The 18,805-nt window shown below is 54.4% G+C and carries 17 protein-coding genes; 9 read left to right on the top strand and 8 right to left on the bottom strand.

The annotated features are described in order from the left end of the window. Position 1 precedes the first annotated feature (1 nt). A complete protein-coding gene (hutH, locus tag Q3O59_RS00980) occupies positions 2-1,537 on the top strand; it encodes a histidine ammonia-lyase (RefSeq protein ID WP_305943824.1) in 1,536 nt (511 codons plus the stop codon). Between the two features lie 155 nt (positions 1,538-1,692). Then, positions 1,693-3,723, top strand: coding sequence for a methyl-accepting chemotaxis protein (locus tag Q3O59_RS00975; RefSeq protein WP_305943823.1), 2,031 nt, complete (start codon positions 1,693-1,695; stop codon positions 3,721-3,723). Here Q3O59_RS00975 and Q3O59_RS00970 read toward each other — a convergent pair. From Q3O59_RS00970 to typA, 6 genes are all read right to left on the bottom strand, one after another. Continuing rightward, positions 3,676-4,323 (bottom strand): restriction endonuclease, encoded by a 648-nt coding sequence (locus Q3O59_RS00970; RefSeq protein WP_305943822.1) that lies wholly within the window; start codon positions 4,321-4,323, stop codon positions 3,676-3,678. The two genes, Q3O59_RS00975 and Q3O59_RS00970, sit on opposite strands and share 48 nt — an antisense overlap. 127 nt (positions 4,324-4,450) lie before the next feature. Beyond that, positions 4,451-5,260 (bottom strand): NAD(P)H-binding protein, encoded by an 810-nt coding sequence (locus tag Q3O59_RS00965; RefSeq protein WP_305943821.1) that lies wholly within the window; start codon positions 5,258-5,260, stop codon positions 4,451-4,453. A 1-nt stretch (position 5,261) separates the two neighbouring features. Beyond that, complete coding sequence (locus tag Q3O59_RS00960; RefSeq protein WP_305943820.1) at positions 5,262-6,161, bottom strand: bifunctional GNAT family N-acetyltransferase/hotdog fold thioesterase; 900 nt, start codon at positions 6,159-6,161, stop codon at positions 5,262-5,264. A gap of 3 nt (positions 6,162-6,164) precedes the next feature. After that, on the bottom strand, positions 6,165-6,611 hold the full coding sequence (dtd, locus tag Q3O59_RS00955) for a D-aminoacyl-tRNA deacylase (RefSeq protein WP_305943819.1): 447 nt from the start codon (positions 6,609-6,611) through the stop codon (positions 6,165-6,167). Then, the gene (locus Q3O59_RS00950) at positions 6,608-7,486 is read right to left on the bottom strand and encodes a virulence factor BrkB family protein (protein ID WP_305943818.1); all 879 of its coding nucleotides are present in this window, start codon (positions 7,484-7,486) and stop codon (positions 6,608-6,610) included. Before Q3O59_RS00950 ends, dtd begins: the two co-directional genes overlap by 4 nt. Positions 7,487-7,594: 108 nt before the next feature. Next, complete coding sequence (gene typA, locus Q3O59_RS00945; protein ID WP_305943817.1) at positions 7,595-9,433, bottom strand: translational GTPase TypA; 1,839 nt, start codon at positions 9,431-9,433, stop codon at positions 7,595-7,597. A gap of 345 nt (positions 9,434-9,778) precedes the next feature. Between typA and glnA the strand changes: the two genes are divergently transcribed. The 4 genes from glnA to glnG all read left to right on the top strand — a co-directional run bounded on the left by glnA (position 9,779) and on the right by glnG (position 14,458). After that, on the top strand, positions 9,779-11,185 hold the full coding sequence (glnA, locus tag Q3O59_RS00940; protein WP_305943816.1) for a glutamate--ammonia ligase: 1,407 nt from the start codon (positions 9,779-9,781) through the stop codon (positions 11,183-11,185). 161 nt (positions 11,186-11,346) lie between these two features. Beyond that, complete coding sequence (locus tag Q3O59_RS00935) at positions 11,347-11,862, top strand: DUF4124 domain-containing protein (protein WP_305943815.1); 516 nt, start codon at positions 11,347-11,349, stop codon at positions 11,860-11,862. A gap of 56 nt (positions 11,863-11,918) precedes the next feature. After that, positions 11,919-13,034, top strand: a complete 1,116-nt coding sequence (glnL, locus tag Q3O59_RS00930) for a nitrogen regulation protein NR(II) (RefSeq protein WP_305943814.1) — start codon at positions 11,919-11,921, stop codon at positions 13,032-13,034. Beyond that, on the top strand, positions 13,031-14,458 hold the full coding sequence (glnG, locus tag Q3O59_RS00925; protein ID WP_305943813.1) for a nitrogen regulation protein NR(I): 1,428 nt from the start codon (positions 13,031-13,033) through the stop codon (positions 14,456-14,458). Before glnL ends, glnG begins: the two co-directional genes overlap by 4 nt. Here the strand turns inward: glnG and Q3O59_RS00920 are convergent. Next, entirely contained in the window at positions 14,455-14,982 is a 528-nt protein-coding gene (locus tag Q3O59_RS00920; protein WP_305943812.1) for a Spy/CpxP family protein refolding chaperone, read from the bottom strand. The genes glnG and Q3O59_RS00920 overlap by 4 nt on opposite strands. A 143-nt stretch (positions 14,983-15,125) precedes the next feature. Between Q3O59_RS00920 and Q3O59_RS00915 the strand changes: the two genes are divergently transcribed. Genes Q3O59_RS00915 through Q3O59_RS00905 form a run of 3 tightly spaced genes read left to right on the top strand, consistent with a single transcriptional unit; the run spans position 15,126 to position 18,212 of the window. Further along, complete coding sequence (locus tag Q3O59_RS00915; protein ID WP_305943811.1) at positions 15,126-15,827, top strand: response regulator transcription factor; 702 nt, start codon at positions 15,126-15,128, stop codon at positions 15,825-15,827. Next, positions 15,821-17,221: an ATP-binding protein gene (locus Q3O59_RS00910; RefSeq protein ID WP_305943810.1), complete on the top strand. Its 1,401-nt coding sequence runs from the start codon at positions 15,821-15,823 to the stop codon at positions 17,219-17,221. The genes Q3O59_RS00915 and Q3O59_RS00910 overlap by 7 nt, the downstream gene beginning before the upstream one ends. Next, positions 17,208-18,212 (top strand): alpha/beta fold hydrolase, encoded by a 1,005-nt coding sequence (locus tag Q3O59_RS00905; protein WP_305943809.1) that lies wholly within the window; start codon positions 17,208-17,210, stop codon positions 18,210-18,212. The genes Q3O59_RS00910 and Q3O59_RS00905 overlap by 14 nt, the downstream gene beginning before the upstream one ends. Here the strand turns inward: Q3O59_RS00905 and Q3O59_RS00900 are convergent, their stop codons facing one another. Then, entirely contained in the window at positions 18,213-18,677 is a 465-nt protein-coding gene (locus Q3O59_RS00900; RefSeq protein ID WP_228590788.1) for a tRNA (cytidine(34)-2'-O)-methyltransferase, read from the bottom strand. It abuts the gene before it with no gap. Positions 18,678-18,805 lie beyond the last annotated feature (128 nt).

Below are 18,805 nucleotides of genomic sequence, written 5' to 3'. Positions count from 1 at the left end.
CATGACCACCCCATTTACCTTGACACCCGGCCAGCTCAGCCTGAGCCAATTGCGCCAGCTGTGGCAAAATGACCAGGCCATTGCCCTGGATAAAGCAGCTTACCCGGCGATTGCAGCCTCGGCCAAAACCGTGGCCGATGTGCTGGCCAAAGGCAAAACCGTCTATGGCATCAATACCGGTTTTGGCCTGTTGGCCAATACCAAGATAGCCCCGGATCAGCTGGAATTGCTGCAGCGCTCCATTGTGTTGTCGCACGCGGCTGGCTATGGTGAGCTGATGGCCGATCAGACGGTGCGGCTGATGATGATTTTAAAGGTCAACTCCCTGTCGCGTGGCTATTCGGGGATCCGACCAGAAATCATCGATGCGATGATTGCCATGATCAATCAAGGCGTGTATCCCTGCATTCCAGCCCAGGGCTCGGTCGGTGCCTCCGGCGATTTGGCGCCGCTGGCGCACATGGTGCTGCCGCTGATTGGCGAAGGCGAGGTGCGTTATCAGGGCAAGCAACTGCCAGCCAAAGAAGGCTTGCAACTGACAGGCCTTGCGCCTGTAGTACTGGCGGCCAAAGAAGGTCTGGCGCTGCTAAACGGCACCCAAGCCTCCACCGCCCTGGCGCTGGAAGGTCTGTTTAAAGCCGAAGACTTGTTTGCTGCGGCCAGCGTGATTGGTGCACTCAGTGTGGAAGCCGCTCTTGGCAGCCGCTCGCCGTTTGATGCCCGCATTCATGCCATCCGTGGTCAGCAGGGGCAGATCGATGCCGCTGCCATTTACCGCCATCTGCTGACTGAGCGCTCTGAGCTTGGGGACTCGCATCAGGATTGTGAAAAGGTGCAGGATCCCTACAGCCTGCGTTGTCAGCCACAAGTGATGGGCGCTTGCTTAACGCAAATCCGTCAGGCGGCTGTGGTGCTGGAAACCGAAGCCAATGGCGTCACCGACAACCCGCTGGTGTTTGCCGATGAAGGCGACATTCTCTCCGGTGGCAACTTCCACGCCGAGCCGGTGGCAATGGCGGCCGATAATCTGGCGCTGGCGATTGCCGAAGTCGGCTCTTTGTCCGAGCGGCGGATGGCACTGCTGATTGATGCCAGCTTAAGCAAACTGCCGGCCTTTTTGGTCAACAATGGCGGTGTTAACAGCGGCTTTATGATTGCCCAGGTTACTTCGGCGGCTTTGGCATCGGAAAACAAGTCGCTGGCGCACCCGGCCAGTGTCGACAGCCTGCCCACCTCAGCCAATCAGGAAGATCATGTCTCGATGGCGACCTTCGCCGCCCGGCGGCTGGCCCAGATGGCCGACAATACCCGTGGTGTATTGGCCGTCGAATACCTGGCTTCGGTGCAGGGGCTGGATTTTCGCGCACCGCTCAAATCCACCGAGCGGCTGGAGCAGGCCCGGGCGCTGTTGCGCGAGCAGGTCAGCTTTTATGCCGAAGATCGCTACTTCGCGCCGGATATCAAGGCCGCCGCCGAGCTGCTGGCCAGTGGCTGTTTAAGCAAGCTGCTGCCTGCGGCCATGCTGCCCAGCCTGTAAGCGCTCACGCCCAGGTCCACTGCAGTGGGCCTGGGTCTTCTTGATAGCTCCAGAGCACACTTACTACCTCTTTATCTGGCTAGACCAGTTGTACAAAATTTGCTAAGGTCAGGACCAGCTATAATAAAAAAATCAAACCAGGCTGAGACCTTACCATGACACTGACCATTGCCCATCGCATTATTCTTGGCTTCGGCCTTATAGGCTTGTTACTGGTGGTAGCCAGCGGCTCGGCTCTGTTTAGTTTTGCTTCCATTGAAGCATCCAACCGTAATGTCAACGAACGCGCCATTCCCGTGCAGCAGCTCAGCAATCAATCGCAAATTCAGTTGCTTCGAATGGCCAATGCCAGTACCCAAGGCTTTACCGGCGATGAGCCTGCCCTGATCGCGCAGCAACAAACTCTGTTCCAACAAGCCGACGCAGAATTGCAAAAACTAGTGCAGCTGGCGCAGGCACTGAGCAATCAACAACAACGGCTGCAGCAAAGTTTGCAGCAAGCCGATGAGCAAAGCCGGGACTACCGAAGCGCGGCAACCGCTATGTTCGAACACAGACTGGCGGTGGAGCAAAGCCGGGATCAGGTGCAGCAGCTATTTATGCAGCTGGAGCAGCAGCTGGATGCGCTCGGGGCCTTGCTGTTGGACTTGTCTTATCTCGATGGCGTTGAGCAGGACACTTTGGAGTTGATTGAAGGCAGCGCCAGTCGCATTGATGGCCAATTGCTGGGCCTCATCAATACCCTGCGGGAAGTCGCCAATGCCACCGAGCTTGAGCAGCTGCAACGCAGTGAGGACAACATCAGTTTTGCCTTTAGCGATATGCAGGTCAATATCGACTTTCTGGCACAGCTGCTGGCGAACGTTGACAGTGGTGGTTTATGGCAGGATTTTCTTGCTGAGCTGCAGCAACTGGAGAACGCTTTGCTAACAGAGCAACAGTTGCTTCGCTTGCAAGTAACACGGCTGGAGCAGCAGCAACAAGCTCGTCAGCAATTGCAATTGGCAGAGCAAGCCTTTCAGGGCGCTATGAGCGCTTTGCAGCAGGTCGCACAGGAAGCAGACCAGCAACTGAGCCAGCTGCAACAAGCGGTCAGTCGCACCATTTCACAAGGCAACTGGCGCAATGGCCTTATTCTGCTCATCCTGATTGCGCTGGCCACCGCCATTGCCTGGGTCACCATTCGGGCTATGCTGCAGCCACTGGCCAGAATCAACCGGGTACTGGGTGTGATGGCGCAAGGCGATTTGACTGAGCGGCTGAACATTCAGCGGGACGATGAATTTGGTAAGCTGGCTGCGAACGTCAACCAATTGGTGGAAGCCTTAAGTGGCCTGGTGCATCGGATCCAGCGCGATGCCAGCGAACTGAACCAGAGTGCCCAGCGCTCCGGTTTGGATGTGCAGGATATCCGTCAGGCGCTGCAGCAACAAACCAACCAGATCGCCAGCGTCAATAACAGCACCCATCAACTAAGCGAGCAAAGCCAACACATTGCAGAGCAGGCCACACAGGCCGTGCAGGAAATGCAGCAAGGCATGGAACACAACCATCAGGTCAATCAATTGTCGACTCGCAACAACGAGCGCATTGGCCACCTGGCCCAGCAGCTTAATCGTATTGACGAGCTAATGGCTCAGGTCAATCAACAAACCTCGCAGATAGGCAGTATTCTGGACACCATTGGCAGCATTGCCGAACAAACCAACTTACTGGCACTGAATGCGGCGATTGAAGCAGCCAGAGCCGGTGAGGCGGGCCGGGGCTTTGCGGTTGTAGCCGATGAAGTCCGTACTTTGGCCGGACGCACACAGCAAGCAACTCAGGATATTCAGCAGATGATTGAAGCTTTGCAGCAGGGTACCAAGGCAGCGGTTCAGGCGGTGCAACAAGGCAACCAGGATGCCAATCAGTGCGTGGAAGAAAATCAGACGCTGCTGGCTGCTTTGCAGCACATCCACCATGCCATCGAGCAAATGCATCAAATCAATGCCAGCATTGCGGATGCCACAGCGCTTCAGCTGCAACAGGGTGAGCAGATCAATCAAACAATGGACGTGGTGGTGAAGCTGGCTCAAAACAGTACCGAAAAAGCCAGCAGCACCCAGGCGCACAGCGAGGATGTGACGCGGCTGGCTTCAGAGTTGGAGCAAGCCAGTGCGGCCTTCCGGTTGCGCCAGCGTTGACAGCCGACGAACCTGTTGCTGTGTATCTGGCTGGTACTCGATCAGTTCAATGTTGGCTTCACGGGCAAAGATCCGAGCCTGACTGGTAAAGCCTTGAAAACTAATAAGCATGCCTTGAGCACAGTCATAACTCAACATCTGCTGAAATTGATCACGTAGACACTCGATGGTGACCATGTTGTCTGCATCGGGATAGAAGTACACCAGGGTTTTACCGACGGAATGCTGCCAAAAAAACACTTCACTGCCATCATCCAGTACCGGCAAAAGCTTTCCCTGTTGCTGCATTTGCTGCTTTAAACGCGTGAAAAAAAACTCCTGCTGTTCGAGCCGACCCTGCTCGCCTTGCAATCGGTTCGATAACACACGCCAGCGGGTGCCGGAGTCCATTTCGATGAAGGCAAGCAAATTAAACATCAAAGCCGACACAAACAGCAGAACAAAGGCCCACAACAGGAATGTAGACCAAAACTCTGAGAGCACCAGAGCCGATTGGGAAAACACGATGGAATGTTCAGAAAACAACAAATAACAAGCCCCTGCAACAATCCCTAGCAAGGTACTAATGGTGGACAACAACAACCATTGACTGCGTAACATAACTCATTCCTGAGAAGCAAAAACTGCACTCATTATGTGCAGTTGCGGCCATCAAATCCTGACAAAAGCCTGATAAATCTCCGATAAAGTCAGCAGCAATCTGATAAAGTTACGAAACAGTGCATTTTTAAGCCAAATTCGTCAGTGCATTCAGCGCAGAGGAGTAACGGTACTGAAAACCAAGCTGTGCCGTTATCGCGGATGCAAGCACCCGCCGCGCTGCAGTGCTGGTCTCGCCTTCAACCAAAACCGGCTGCCCACTGAGCGCCCTCGCTCGCTGATAAAACTGCCGCCGGCTGACAGCATCAGGGCAGCACAGATTGAATACAGCCGGCCAATGCTGTTGTTGCAACAGCAGAAGTACGGCTCGAACCACATCCTCGCTGTGCACCATATTCACCGGTCCATCGGGATCAGCCAACAAGCCACTTCGCACAAAATTACCGGGGTGTCGTCCAGGCCCCATCAATCCACCCAAACGCAAAGTACAGGTAGGCAGCATCGAGCTAAGGATTTGCTCCCCCTGATAAAGCAAACTGGCTTTGTCGTCGTCCTGCATGATGGCTGATTGTTCATCCACCTCACCAGCAAGGCCCTGGTAGACCCCGGTCGAGCTAAAGTGGATGCAAGCCAGGCTGCCGCTTTGTTTCATCAACTGCGCCAGCGAAGCCAGACTCGCCAGATAACCCTCGCCGCCTTGCTTGCGCCAACCGGGTGTAATGGCGCAAATCACCACCGCTTGTGAAAAGTCTTGCCGCTGCGCAGCGTCATCTTCGGGTTGCAGGGGCAAGCGCAGTACCTTGCTGGTTACCTCTGGCGCAAATCCTTGCAGCGCTTCTGCTGAGCGACGGGTCGCCAGCACTTGATGCCCTTCGGCCAGCAGCACAGGGAGCAGCTGCTGGCCTAACCAGCCACAGCCCACCACGATGATCTTCATACTATTTCCTTGGAACCAATGCTTTGTAATGGCCATCAAATCGCGCTACTACTTTGTCGTCACTGAGTAGCTCCACCGCAATACGCTGACTGGCATGCTTGCCCTGGCGCAAAACCGTTAGGTCGCCTTTGGCCTCCAGCAGCGAAGTGCGGGCGGTTGGGCAGTGCTGCATCGGCTTTAGATAACGGATCTGTGCATCAGCCAGTACCAGATCGGCCTCCAGCGCCAGCGCCTTCAGTTGCAAGTGCAGCAATCCCCAACCGGTGAGCGTTGCCAGGCTGTACAGGCTGCCAGCAAACATGGTGCCGTGCAGATTGATATTGGGCCCCAGCGGCGCCTGGCAACGCAACTCGGTGCCATCAAAAGCGCCGATATCCAGCTGCATAAAATGACTGAGCGGAATTTGCCGATGCCAGCTTTGCTGCAAATCGTCGCAACGCTGTTGCCAGAGCGCAGCCGAACCTGGCAGACATAACCAGCGCTGCATCCGGTAATGCGGTATACCAAACTGGCTTGCTGCCTCTGAAATCACGCCGTAACCAAGCCGCTGGTAAAAGCCAACCGCGCTGTGCCGGGCATTGAGCACCACCTCGGAGCAACCAAGCTGATGCGCCTGTTGCTCCAGCGCTGCCACCAAGCGAGCGCCCAGCTGCTGGCCCTGGTAGTCCGCTGCCACCGCCATGTAACGAATTTGCGCCTGGCGCTCATCCAATTGATGCAGGCGTCCCACCCCCACCACCTGCTCACCATGGCGCAGCATGCAGTGATGACTGTTTGCTTCAAGCGCATCGCGTTCAGAGCCCGGCGGTTGTCCCCAAGGCTGGCGCAGCTGTTGCCAGCGAAATTGATAGTAAGCGTGCCAGTCAGCCTCACTGACAGGTGTTTGCAGACGAATGGTCATGACTTAGTGCTGATCCGTATCCAGTAAAAAGGTGACAGGGCCATCGTTGACCAGCGCAACCTGCATGTCTGCGGCAAATTGCCCGGTCGCTACCGGCAGGTTGTGCTCCTTACAGCGCTCGACAAAGTGCAGGTACAGGTGCTCGGCTTGTTCAGGAGCCGCTGCCTGCGAAAAGCTGGGCCGTAAGCCTGAGCGGGTATCGGCAGCCAGAGTAAACTGCGATACCACCAACATCTCACCTTTAATTTGCTGCACATTCAGGTTCATTTTGCCTTGCGCATCACTAAAGAGGCGGTACTTGCAGACTTTGTCAGCGAGCAAAGCGGCGCTTAGCTCTGTATCCTGCTGCTCAACCCCTAACAGGACCAGCAATCCCTGTTCGATGGCCGCTCTTTGTTGGCCAGCGACGGTGACACTGGCCGAGTTGACACGCTGAATTAACGCTTTCATGACGCCTCCTCCGGCTGAGGTTCATCGCAACAATCTGTTTCTGCCAAACCTTCCCAATCTTTTAAATAGGCGGTGAGTTCTGCTCCAATCAGCACCACCAGCCAACACAAATAGACCCAGACAAACAAAATGGGCACCAGCGCCAGAGCGCCGTAAATTACCTGATAAGATGGGAAGTGCGTAATGTACAGCGCAAAGCCGTACTTCAGCAGCTCAAACAACAGCATCGCCAACAAACCGCCGAAGAAGGCATGGCGGATCCGTACCTTGGTATTCGGCACCACCAGATACAAAATGCAAAATGCCAGCAGCGACATCAGATAAGGCACCAGGCCCAACAAAAAACTGGACAGTCCCGGCGTAAAGTCCTCGGCAAACTGGGTTAAAGTCACCAGATAGGAGCTCACTGCGATGGAGGTACCAAACAAAATCGGCCCTAGCGTTAATATCATCCAGTAAATCGAAAAGGAAATGACGGGTCTTGGACGCTTATTAATACGCCAAATTTTATTCAGCGTTTTATCGATGTTGTGGATCAGCAACAGCGCCACCACGATCAAGGCACTGATCCCTACCGTGGTCATGCCACGGGTATTGCCAATAAACTCATTGACGTAATCTTTGATTTCATCGCCACGCGACGGCACCACATTGGCGTACAGCAGGTTTTCCATGCTCTGGCGAAACTCGGCAAACATGGGAAAAGCACTCAGCATCGAAAACATCACGGCAATGAAAGGTACCAGCGATAACAACGAGATGTAGGCCAGATAGCCGCCGACCAGATTAATCTGGTCTTGCTGACACCGCTGAATGTAACCTTTGATAAACTGAGGACTGGCATTGAGAAACTCACGCCATTTAATGAGCGGCACAGCGCACTCCTTGGCCTTCGATTTGATGTCAGTGTATAAAAAAAGCCGAGAACTGACCAGTCAGTTCCCGGCTTTTCAAGCTGGTTTCATTCGTGAATCAGACGCTTATCAAGCCCCTGACTGACGACTGGCGCGTTTACGCTCATTTTCCGTCAGGTGGCGCTTACGAATACGGATAGAGGCTGGGGTCACTTCCACCAACTCGTCGTCATCAATAAACTCCAGCGCTTGCTCCAGCGTGTAGCGGATCGGTGGTACCAGGTTGATGGCCTCATCGGTACCGGATGCCCGTACGTTGGTCAGCTGCTTGCCTTTTAAACAGTTCACCGTTAAATCGTTGCTGCGGCTATGAATACCAATCACCTGGCCTTCGTAGACTTCTTCAGCATGGCCAATAAACATCCGGCCGCGCTCTTGCAGCGAGTAAATGGCATAACCGGCTGCTTTGCCCATGGCATTGGAGATCATGACGCCATTGTTGCGCAGACCAATGGTGCCGCCTTTGAACTCACCATAATGATCAAAGCTGTGGTACATCAGGCCAGTACCAGAGGTGAGCGTAATAAACTCGGTACGGAAACCAATCAAGCCACGGCTTGGTACCACGAAGTCCATCCGTACCCGACCTTTGCCGTCCGGCTGCATGTTGGTCATCTCGGCTTTACGCTCGCCCATTTTTTCCATCACAGCGCCTTGATGCTCTTCTTCGCAGTCTACGGTTAACTGCTCATAAGGCTCCATTTTAACGCCATCGACGGTCTTCATGATCACTTCCGGCCGCGATACCGCCAGCTCAAAGCCTTCACGACGCATGCTCTCAATCAACACGCCCAGGTGCAATTCGCCGCGACCTGAAACCCGGAACTTATCGCCATCTTCGGTCTCTTGCACCCGCAATGCCACGTTGTGCTTGAGCTCGTTTTGCAACCGCTCCAGAATTTGGCGCGAAGTGACAAACTTGCCTTCTTTGCCTGCGAAGGGTGAGGTGTTGACCTGAAAAGTCATGGTCACGGTCGGCTCATCGACCGTTAACGCTGGCAAGGCTTCTACCGCAGAAGGCGCACAAATGGTGTCGGAGATTTTCAGCTCACCCAGGCCGGTAAAGGCAACAATATCGCCCGCCGTTGCTTCGGTGGTGTCGATGCGCTCCAGGCCAAGGTAACCAAAGACCTGACCGACTTTGCCATTGCGTTTTTTGCCATCAGCCCCAATGATGGTGACTTGCTGGTTAGGACGCAAGGTACCGCGTTTGATCCGACCAATACCGATAATTCCCAGGTAGCTGGAGTAGTCGAGCTGCGAAACTTGCAGCTGGGTGTCACCTGACGGGTCCACATCTGGCGGCGTCACGTTATCAACGATGGCCTGGAACAACTCGGTCATGTCGGTTTTTGGCTCGCTGTGATCCAGCGTGGCCCAACCATTGAGAGCAGAGGCGTAAACAATTGGGAAGTCCAGCTGCTCATCGGTCGCGCCCAGGTTATCAAACAGATCAAACACCTGGTCGATGACCCAGTCCGACCGGGCACCAGGACGGTCAATCTTGTTGACCACCACAATCGGCTTCAAACCATGAGCAAAGGCCTTTTGGGTGACAAAACGAGTTTGTGGCATTGGGCCATCCACCGCGTCGACCAGCAGCAGGACCGAATCGGCCATCGATAAAACCCGCTCCACTTCGCCACCAAAGTCGGCGTGTCCCGGTGTATCCAGAATATTGATGTGGTAATCGTTCCAGCGCACCGAAGTGTTTTTCGCCAGAATGGTAATACCCCGCTCTTTTTCCTGATCGTTGGAGTCCATCACCCGCTCTTGCAACTTGGCACGCTCATCAAAGGTGCCAGACTGCTGCAGCAGTTTATCTACCAGGGTGGTTTTGCCGTGGTCAACGTGCGCAATGATAGCAACGTTGCGTAATTTCTGAATATCGGTCGCGGTAACGCTCATGCTTTTTCTTTCCTCTGTAGCACCCTGTGACCGTCAGATGACCACCAGGCAAACAACAAACTTTGTAAACAAGGGCGCATATTCTACTCTGTTTCAAGAAAAAGAAGAACTAAAGTCGGATTTTTTTCCAACATCAAAGCGTCCTGACTGGCATCCGGCGGAAATTATGCCAGACTAAAACGCACCAAGATGGCGAATAGCAGCACCAAAACAGTGCATTGCCACGGTGCAGAGTAGAGCACAAAAACTCAACCAGCTGATTAAATTAAACTTTCCTTACTGGCACAGTTTTGGCATCAACACGAGCGAACGAACCTATTCCTATGGAACCAACTGGAGGAACCCATGGCCGCATCTGTAATGAAGATGATTGAAGAGAACGAAGTGAAGTTTGTCGATCTGCGTTTTACCGACACCAAAGGCAAAGAGCAGCACGTAACGGTACCTGTTAGCCAGATTTCCGAAGACTTTTTCGAAGACGGCAAAATGTTCGATGGTTCTTCTATTATGGGCTGGAAAGGCATTAACGATTCCGACATGATTTTGATGCCGGACCCAGAGACTGCGGTGATGGATCCCTTCTTCGAAGAAAGCACCCTGAACATTCGCTGCAACGTGATTGAGCCTGGCACCATGCAAGGTTACGACCGGGATCCGCGCTCCATCGCCTTGCGGGCGGAAGAGTATCTGAAGTCCACCGGCATCGCCGATACCGTGCTGTTTGGCCCTGAGCCAGAGTTCTTTCTGTTCGACGATATCCGTTTCCATACCGATATGTCGGGCTCTTTCTTCAAAATCAACGATGGTGAAGCGGCCTGGAACTCGGGTGCCGAAATGAGCGACGGCAACAAAGGCCACCGCCCGCGTGTCAAAGGTGGTTACTTCCCACTGCCGCCGGTCGACTCGTCGCACGATATCCGCAGCGCCATGTGTACAGTGCTGGAAGAAATGGGCCAGGTGGTCGAAGCACACCACCACGAAGTCGCCACCGCCGGTCAAAACGAAATTGCTACTCGCTTCAATACTCTGACCAAAAAAGCGGACGAAGTACAAATTCTGAAGTACGTCATCCACAACGTGGCAGATATTTACGGCAAAACCGCCACCTTTATGCCAAAACCACTGTTTGGTGACAACGGCTCAGGCATGCACTGCCACCAGTCACTGGCCAAAGATGGCACTAACCTCTTTGCCGGCGACAAGTACGGCGGCCTGTCAGAGATCGCCTTGTACTACATTGGCGGTATCATCAAACATGCCCGTGCCATCAATGCCTTTACCAACCCGTCGACCAACTCTTACAAGCGTTTGGTACCGCACTACGAAGCACCGGTGATGTTGGCGTACTCAGCCCGTAACCGCTCTGCCTCCATCCGTATTCCGATGGTGCCAAGTGCCAAAGCGCGTCGTATTGAGTGTCGCTTCCCGGATCCGGCTGCCAACCCTTACCTGGCTTTCGTGGCTCAGTTAATGGCAGGCCTCGATGGTATCCAGAACAAGATCCATCCTGGCGATGCGATGGATAAAGACTTGTACGACCTGCCAGCAGAAGAAGCGGCTAACATTCCACAAGTGGCCACCTCGCTGGATCAGGCTTTGGATGCACTGGATGCCTCACGTGAAATCTTTACCAAAGGCGGCGTGATGTCGGACGATATGATCGATGCCTACATTGCCATCAAACGTGAAGAAGCACGTCGGGTCAACATTGCGATTCACCCGCTGGAGTTTGAACTTTACTACAGCGTCTAAACCGCTTTGCTGAAGTCCCCAGTCCAACAAGCCCGCCACTGGCGGGCTTGTTTCATTCATGAGAGCTTTGCCTTTGATTTCAAAGACCTCTGGTCAAATCCAACAAAGCCACGTAAAGTGGACTATAATTAGTCAGTTGAGCAACAAGGTTCAAACCGGTGATGACACGACTTCTTTGCATGGTAATTTTCTGCTTACTGTGTCTTCCAACCCCGTTGGATGCCAGTGGTAAAGTCTATGTGTGGCGCGATGCGAATGGGGTGCTGGTGTTTTCAGACAGCCCTAAGCCTGGCTCTGAAGAAGTGAACCTGACCACCAAAATTAACCTGATGGAAGCCCCAGACCCCTTCCAACCCAGACAGCAAGAAGAACACATACCCTTTAGTATTGAAATCACCTCGCCAGAGCAAGAAGCCACCATTCGAGACAATACCGGTACTGTCCATGTCCGTGGACGGGTGCAACCACGCTTTGTCCGTGGTTTTCAAATAGCTCTGAAAGTGAATGGAGACATATACGGCGAGCCTCAAACCAGCACCACTTTTATCCTGCGCGATCATGATCGCGGTGAGCACCAACTGCAACTGCTGTTGCTTGATCAAAGCGGCAAGCAACTTGCAGAGAGTGATATCATCACCTTCTATTTGCACAGAAGAACGGTGATACCCCCAAGATAGGGCATTTGTGGTGCATCCTGTGGTTTTTTAACCTACACTGGCATCGCAAGTGCACCATGATGGTGCGAGAGGGCGAGGCCGTGACCGAATCAGGACAGCAAACAGCGCAAACCATAGCGTTTGAACCACAGCAATTGAGTGACTTGCTAAACACAGCCGTGTTGGTGCTGAATCAAGAGCTGCAACTTTGCTTTTTTAACGCTGCCTGCAGCCAAGTGTTGGCCATCAGTGAAAAACGTTTAAGCGGCCAACGCTTTCCCGAGTTATTCCAATATTGTGAACTTGGCAAAGAGCCGCTATTACGTGCACTGCAGCAACAAACCAGTTTTGCCATCAGCGATGTTCAGACCATTTTGCACGACGGTCACCCGACCCTGCTGGATCTCTACCTGACCCCTTTTGAGCACCAGGACCACTGGTATTTGCTGCTGGAGATCCGGCAAATAGAGCGCCAGCGTAAAATAAGCCAGGAAAATGTGCAGCAACACCAACACCATGCCGCCCGCGAGTTGGTGCGCAATTTAGCGCATGAGATTAAGAATCCACTTGGCGGCTTGCGCGGCGCCGCCCAGTTGCTGGAGTCTTCTTTATCGGATGAGCAAAAAGAATACACCCAGCTGATCATTGCTCAGGCCGACCGCTTGCGTAAATTGGTCGACCGCTTGCTGGGCCCTTACCGCCCTCCCCAACAACAGTACGCCAATCTGCATCAGGTGATTGAGCGAGTCTATCAGTTGGCACAATTGGATAACCCGGCAGCCATTCAGTTTCAACGCGACTACGACCCCAGCATTCCGGTTTTTCGCTTTGATCCCGAGTTGATAGAGCAGGCCTTGCTCAACATCGTTCGCAATGCACAGCAAGCACTGGAACAAGGCGGGCAAATCTTGCTGCAAAGCAGGATTTTGTACCAGCATACCTTGCATGGTCAACGCCATAAGTTGGTCGCCGCCATCAAGGTGATTGACGATGGCCCGGGCATCCCGACCGACATCCGCGATACCCTGTTTTACCCCATGGTCAGCGGCAAAGTCGGGGGCAGCGGCTTGGGCCTGACCATCGCCCAAACCCTGTTGCACCAACATGGCGGCTGGATCGATTGCGACAGCTGGCCAGGCCATACCGAATTTACTTTGTACCTTCCCATCAGTGACACTGAGGAACCGCTATGAACCAGGATGTATGGATCATTGACGACGATAACTCCATTCGTTGGATATTGGAAAAGGCCCTGCAACGAGCCGAGATCCCTTGCGAAAGCTTTGCCAGTGCCGACCTGATGCTGCAACGGCTGGACTATCACCAGCCCGCTGTGGTGCTCTCCGATATTCGCATGCCAGGCACCGATGGCATGGCCTTGCTGCAACGTTTGCAACAGTTGGCGCCCGAGCTGCCGGTGATCATCATGACCGCGCATTCGGATCTCGACAGTGCAGTCAATGCCTTCAAACAAGGCGCTTTTGAATACCTGCCCAAGCCTTTTGATATGGATGAAGCTGTCGCTCTGGTCAGCCGCGCACTGGAGCACAACAAAGCCAGTCAACGCAAAACCAGAGTGACACAAGCCAAGTTATCGCCCGAGATTATTGGCGAGGCACCCGCCATGCAGGAAGTCTTTCGGGCCATTGGCCGGCTAAGCCGCTCCAGCATCAGTGTGCTGATCAATGGCCAATCCGGTACCGGCAAAGAGCTGGTGGCCCAGGCACTGCACAAGCACAGCCCGCGCAGTGAGCAGCCTTTTATTGCGTTGAATATGGCCGCTATCCCAAAAGACTTGATTGAGTCCGAGCTGTTTGGCCATGAAAAAGGGGCTTTTACCGGCGCTGCCAATGTGCGCAAAGGCCGCTTTGAGCAAGCCGATGGCGGCACCTTATTTCTGGATGAAATCGGCGACATGCCGCTGGATGTGCAAACCCGACTGCTGCGAGTGCTGGCCGATGGCCAGTTTTACCGGGTCGGAGGCCATCAGGCCATCAGTGTCGATGTGCGTATTATTGCCGCCACCCACCAAAACCTGGAACAGCTGGTGGCCAAACATCAATTCCGGGAAGACTTGTTTCACCGCCTCAATGTCATTCGGGTGCACATTCCACGCTTGAAAGAACGGCGCGAAGACATTCCCGCACTGGCCCGGCACTTTTTGCAGCAAGCGGCCAAGGAGTTGAATGTCGAGGCCAAGCAACTCAGCACCGAAGCAGAAAAGTACCTGCAACAGCTGGATTGGCCCGGCAATGTGCGCCAGCTGGAAAACACCTGCCGCTGGCTGACGGTGATGGCCAGTGGCAAGCAGGTGCTGATTGCCGACTTACCACCCGAGTTAAGTACCGAGCCGACGGAGCCACCCGCCCTTGGCGACGCGGAGCAAAACAACAGCACAGGCCGTTGGCAAGACAACTTTCGTCTCTGGATGCAGCAGCAGTTGCAACAAGGGCGAATGGATATCCTGAACGATGCCAGCCAGCAACTGGAAAGCATCGCTTTGCAGCAAGCGCTGCAACATACCCATGGCCATAAACAGGAAGCGGCCCGCCTGCTTGGCTGGGGCCGCAATACCTTAACCCGGAAATTAAAAGAGTTGGACTTGACCCAGTCTTAGCCCCTTTGAGGCCGACCTTGTTTAATAGTGGCAGCCGGCTTACGCTTTCCAGGCTGCTGCTGCAACTGGGCACGCTGCTCATCGGTCAGCAATTGCCAGACCTGATGGCGAAAAGTCAGTCGCGCCAGCTGCTGCTCAAGTTGGGCTTGTTGCCGCTGCTCCAGCAATAATCGTGCAGCAGTGGCATCAAAGCTGTCGGCTTGCACCAGTTGTCGCAATTGCTGATGCTGCTCACGCTGTCCGGCTCTGGCACCAGCTTCCGCTCGATGCTCGCGTCGTAACGCCCGCAGTTGCTGTTTCTGCGCTTCGGTCAGGTTCAGTTGCTGCCAACCATAACGTCCTGCCCAACCGGTTTGCGGGCCCGGCTTGCCAGAGCCTTGCTGCCAGCGCCGGTGACTGCGCTGTTCAAAGGTTTCGGCACCTTGCTCGGCACTCAGGTTGCTGCCAGTGGCCTGCGCTGGTGCCGCGGCCGCCAATAAAGAGCCGGCCATCAGTAAAGTCATCCAGTAGGTTGTTTTCATCATCTGTCTCCTTTTTCGTTGACGATTCCAGCTTAGCAAGCCGAATGCAAAGCAGTGCAAAGGCTGTGTAAAGGTTCGGTAAAGGCCTGTTCCACGGAGCAGGATGCCGTTAGACTAAGGTCATTGCTGCTAACGCAGGGGATGGCATGAACCGCATTCTAATGATCGACGATGACCGGGAACTAACCGACTTGGTGCAGGAGTACCTGGAGCCCGATGGCTATGTTTTTGCCGCCTGTCATCAGGGGCCTGAGGGCCTGGCTTTGGCCCAGCGCGGTGGGCACGACTTAATTTTGCTGGATATCATGTTGCCCGGTATGGATGGGTTGTCCTTGCTGCAGGAGCTGCGCAAAACCAGCAGCTGTCCGGTGTTGATGCTAACCGCCCGCGGCGATGACATTGACCGCATTCTCGGTCTGGAGCTGGGCGCCGACGACTACCTGGCCAAACCCTTTAACCCCCGCGAGCTGTCAGCCCGCATCAAAGCCATTTTTCGTCGCATCGAGTTGGTGCAGCAGCACCAACAGCAGCGCACAGCGGTGCTGCAATTGCACGATGTTCAGCTGGACTCCGCCAGTCATCAGCTGCAGGTGCAGCAACACCCCGTCCGACTAACCGCCACCGAGTTTCAGTTGCTGGACTATCTGATGCGGCGGGCTGGCCAGGTCATTTCCAAAGAAGAATTAAGTAAGCAGGTACTGGGTCGCAACCTGCAATTGCATGATCGCAGCCTGGATATGCACCTGAGCAACATTCGTCGCAAATTGGCCAAGCACAGCACCCAAGACTACATCCAAACCCTACGTGGCAGTGGCTTTCGCTTTATTCCGGAAACAGAGCCATGCTAAAGCATCCACTGCAATTTCTGGCCAGTCGGATTTTTCTTTGGTTTTGGCTGGTGATCCTGGCCACCGTTGCCGGCACCTTGCTGATAGCCAGAGGATTGCCCGAGCACACGGAAATCCGCCGCCTACCGCCTCCGATGCAACATCAATTGCAACATGCCGCCCGCTTGTTCAGCGATGCCGAATCTTTGCCGGACTTGTTGCAGCGACTGGAGCGACGACGCCAGGGCCGCTGGTTGCTGGTCGATCCTCAGCAGCAGCAAGTACTAAACCCGGCGGGACTGCCCCGAAACTATGACCAGCATTGGCTGACCGAGCTGGCGGACTTAGAGCAGCCCCGCTTGCTTCGTCACTCCAACCTTTACCTGGCCGGCCCTGTCGCCATTACCCTGGATGGCCGTACCTTAACGCTGTACCAGCAACGGCAAGGCCCTGAGCAACCCTGGTGGCAGCTGAGTGCCCTGCCCCAATCGATTCTGTTGTTGAGTCTCTTTCTGGTATCCGCCATTGCCAGTCTGCTGCTGGCGGTGTCCATTACCCGGCCATTGCGTGAACTGCTGCACAGTTACCAAAGCTTTGCGGCCGGCGATCTGACACAACGCAGCAGCCGTTTGGCCAAACGCCGGGATGAGCTCGGCAGCTTGGGGCGAGGTTTCAACGCCATGGCAGAGCGCATCAGCCAGTTGGTGCTGGCCCAACAGCGACTGCTTCGTGATGTATCGCATGAATTGCGCACCCCCCTCACCAGGGCGCAGCTGGCGCTGGCACTGGAAGAACGCCAACAACAAGGCCAGCAACTGCCCCGGTTGCAGCAGGAACTGGAACAGGTGGATGCCCTGCTCAATGAACTGCTGACTTACAGCCGCCTGCACAGCGGTCACTACCCAAGCAGTCCTGAGTGGCTGGATCCTGCTGAGTTGATGCTGCAGCTGATAGAGCGCTGTCAGCTGGAAGCCGACAGCAAGCAGCAACAGATCCAACTGCAAAGCATCACCGGACTAAGGTTGCTGGCCGATCAACGCTTATTGCTGCGCGCACTGGAAAATATCCTGCGCAATGCCATCAAGTACAGCCCGGCAGCCAGCACTATTCACTGTCAGCTGAAACAACAGAGCGCGCAGCTGTGCATTCGGATTTGCGATCAGGGTCCAGGCGTGCCTGCCGACGCATTAACAGCAATTTTTACCCCCTTTTACCGGCTCAGCGACAGCCGCACCCCGGACAGTGGTGGCTTTGGTCTTGGTTTGGCAATTGCAGCAGAGTCCATACGTCATCAAGGGGGCCAGCTAGCCGCCAGTCTTAAGCAGCCTCAAGGGCTCTGCATGGAGCTGCGCTTTCCAGAGCCCTTAATCACAACAGCCGACACCCCGAAGGAGTCTCCCAATGCCGGAGCCTAAGCAAAGCACTAACCCAGACAAGCAAATCTCGGTGCAACAGCAGTGGCAAACTCGGTGGCAGCCACTTTGGCAACGGATGCAGCACGGTCAACTAACCAATGCGCGGGGTTTTCAACTCAGTTACAGCCACTATCGGGTCCAGGATGCGACAGTCGCTGTGGTGATCAGCTCAGGCCGCATCGAAATGGCCATCAAGTACGCCGGAGTCATCTACCAACTGGTGCAAGCCGGCTACAGCGTTTTTATTCTCGATCATCAGGGCCAGGGAACGTCCAGCCGTGAGCTGGGCAACCCGCACAAAGGCCATATCAGCAGCTTCGATCACTACAGTGCGGACTGGCAGCAGTTTATCGATCAAGTGGTACTGCCCTCTGGGCATCGGCAGCACTTTGCACTTTGTCATTCGATGGGATCCGCCATTTTTGCCAATTATCTGCTGCAACACCCCACGCATCCGTTCACGGCTGCGGTGCTTTGCTCTCCAATGCTGGGCATTTATTCTGGCCCCATTCCATTCAAAGCCGCCATGCCACTGGTACGCGCTCTACGCTGGCTGAATCGCAAGTTGTCCACAGACGCCTGGTATTTACCGGGACAAGGAAACTTTGCGCCAGAGCCCTTTGAGCGCAACCGGCTGACCCAATGTCCAGAGCAGTATCAGTGGCTGCTGTCGCTCTATCAGTCTGAGCCAGAGTTGCAACTGGGCGGGGTGACTTTGGACTGGCTGCTGGCTGCGGCACAGGTCATGCAGCGACTGGCCTCGAGTGGGCATAGCATTGACCTGCCATTGCTTATCCTGCAAGCAGGGGCAGATAAAGTGGTCGATAATCAGGCCCAGCACCAATTTGCCGCCCAACGGCCAGAGCAACGTGAGGTACAGGTGTTAACCGGAGCAAAACACGAGTTGCTATTAGAAAAAACCGCCATCCGGCAACAGGCGATGCAGTTGATTTTGGCTTTTTTTGCCCGCCATCAGTCAACGGACAGGTGATCAGATCCCGCCAGCAAAGCCCTGCTGTCGCCAGGCTTCGTAACTAATGATAGCCACTGCATTGGCCAAATTCAGGCTACGGCTTTGTGGCTGCATCGGGATGCGAATGCGATGTTCTGCTGCAAAGCCATCGCGAATGGCATCAGGCAAGCCTGAGGTTTCAGAGCCAAACAGCAGCACATCCTCCGTTTGGTATTGCACCTGATGGTAAGGCTGGCTGCCTTTGGTGGTACAGGCCAAAACTCGGCGCTTTCCAATGACGCTCTGAAATGCAGCGTAATCAGCATGCCGAAAAACCTGAGTTAAGTCATGGTAATCCAGCCCTGCACGCCGTAATTTTTTTTCCTCCAGCTCAAAGCCTAATGGCTCAATTAAATGCAAACGGGCTCCAAGGTTGGCAGCCAGTCGAATGATGTTTCCGGTATTTGGCGCAATTTGTGGCTCAAACAAAGCGATATCAAACATAGAACCCCATGATCGAAGCAAGCAGCGTCTAGAATCAAACAGAAATATACCAGAAAAAAGGACAGGCAACAGCTTGCCAGCCTGTTTGTTGTAAAGCGTCTCGACAGTTAGCGTCCTGTTCGTTTGCA

This window comes from Alkalimonas delamerensis (assembly GCF_030717955.1).
In the GTDB taxonomy this organism is placed as follows: Bacteria; Pseudomonadota; Gammaproteobacteria; order Enterobacterales; family Alteromonadaceae; genus Alkalimonas; species Alkalimonas delamerensis.
Note: the sequence above shows the minus strand (reverse complement) of the source record. Positions and strands in the feature narration are given on the sequence as shown.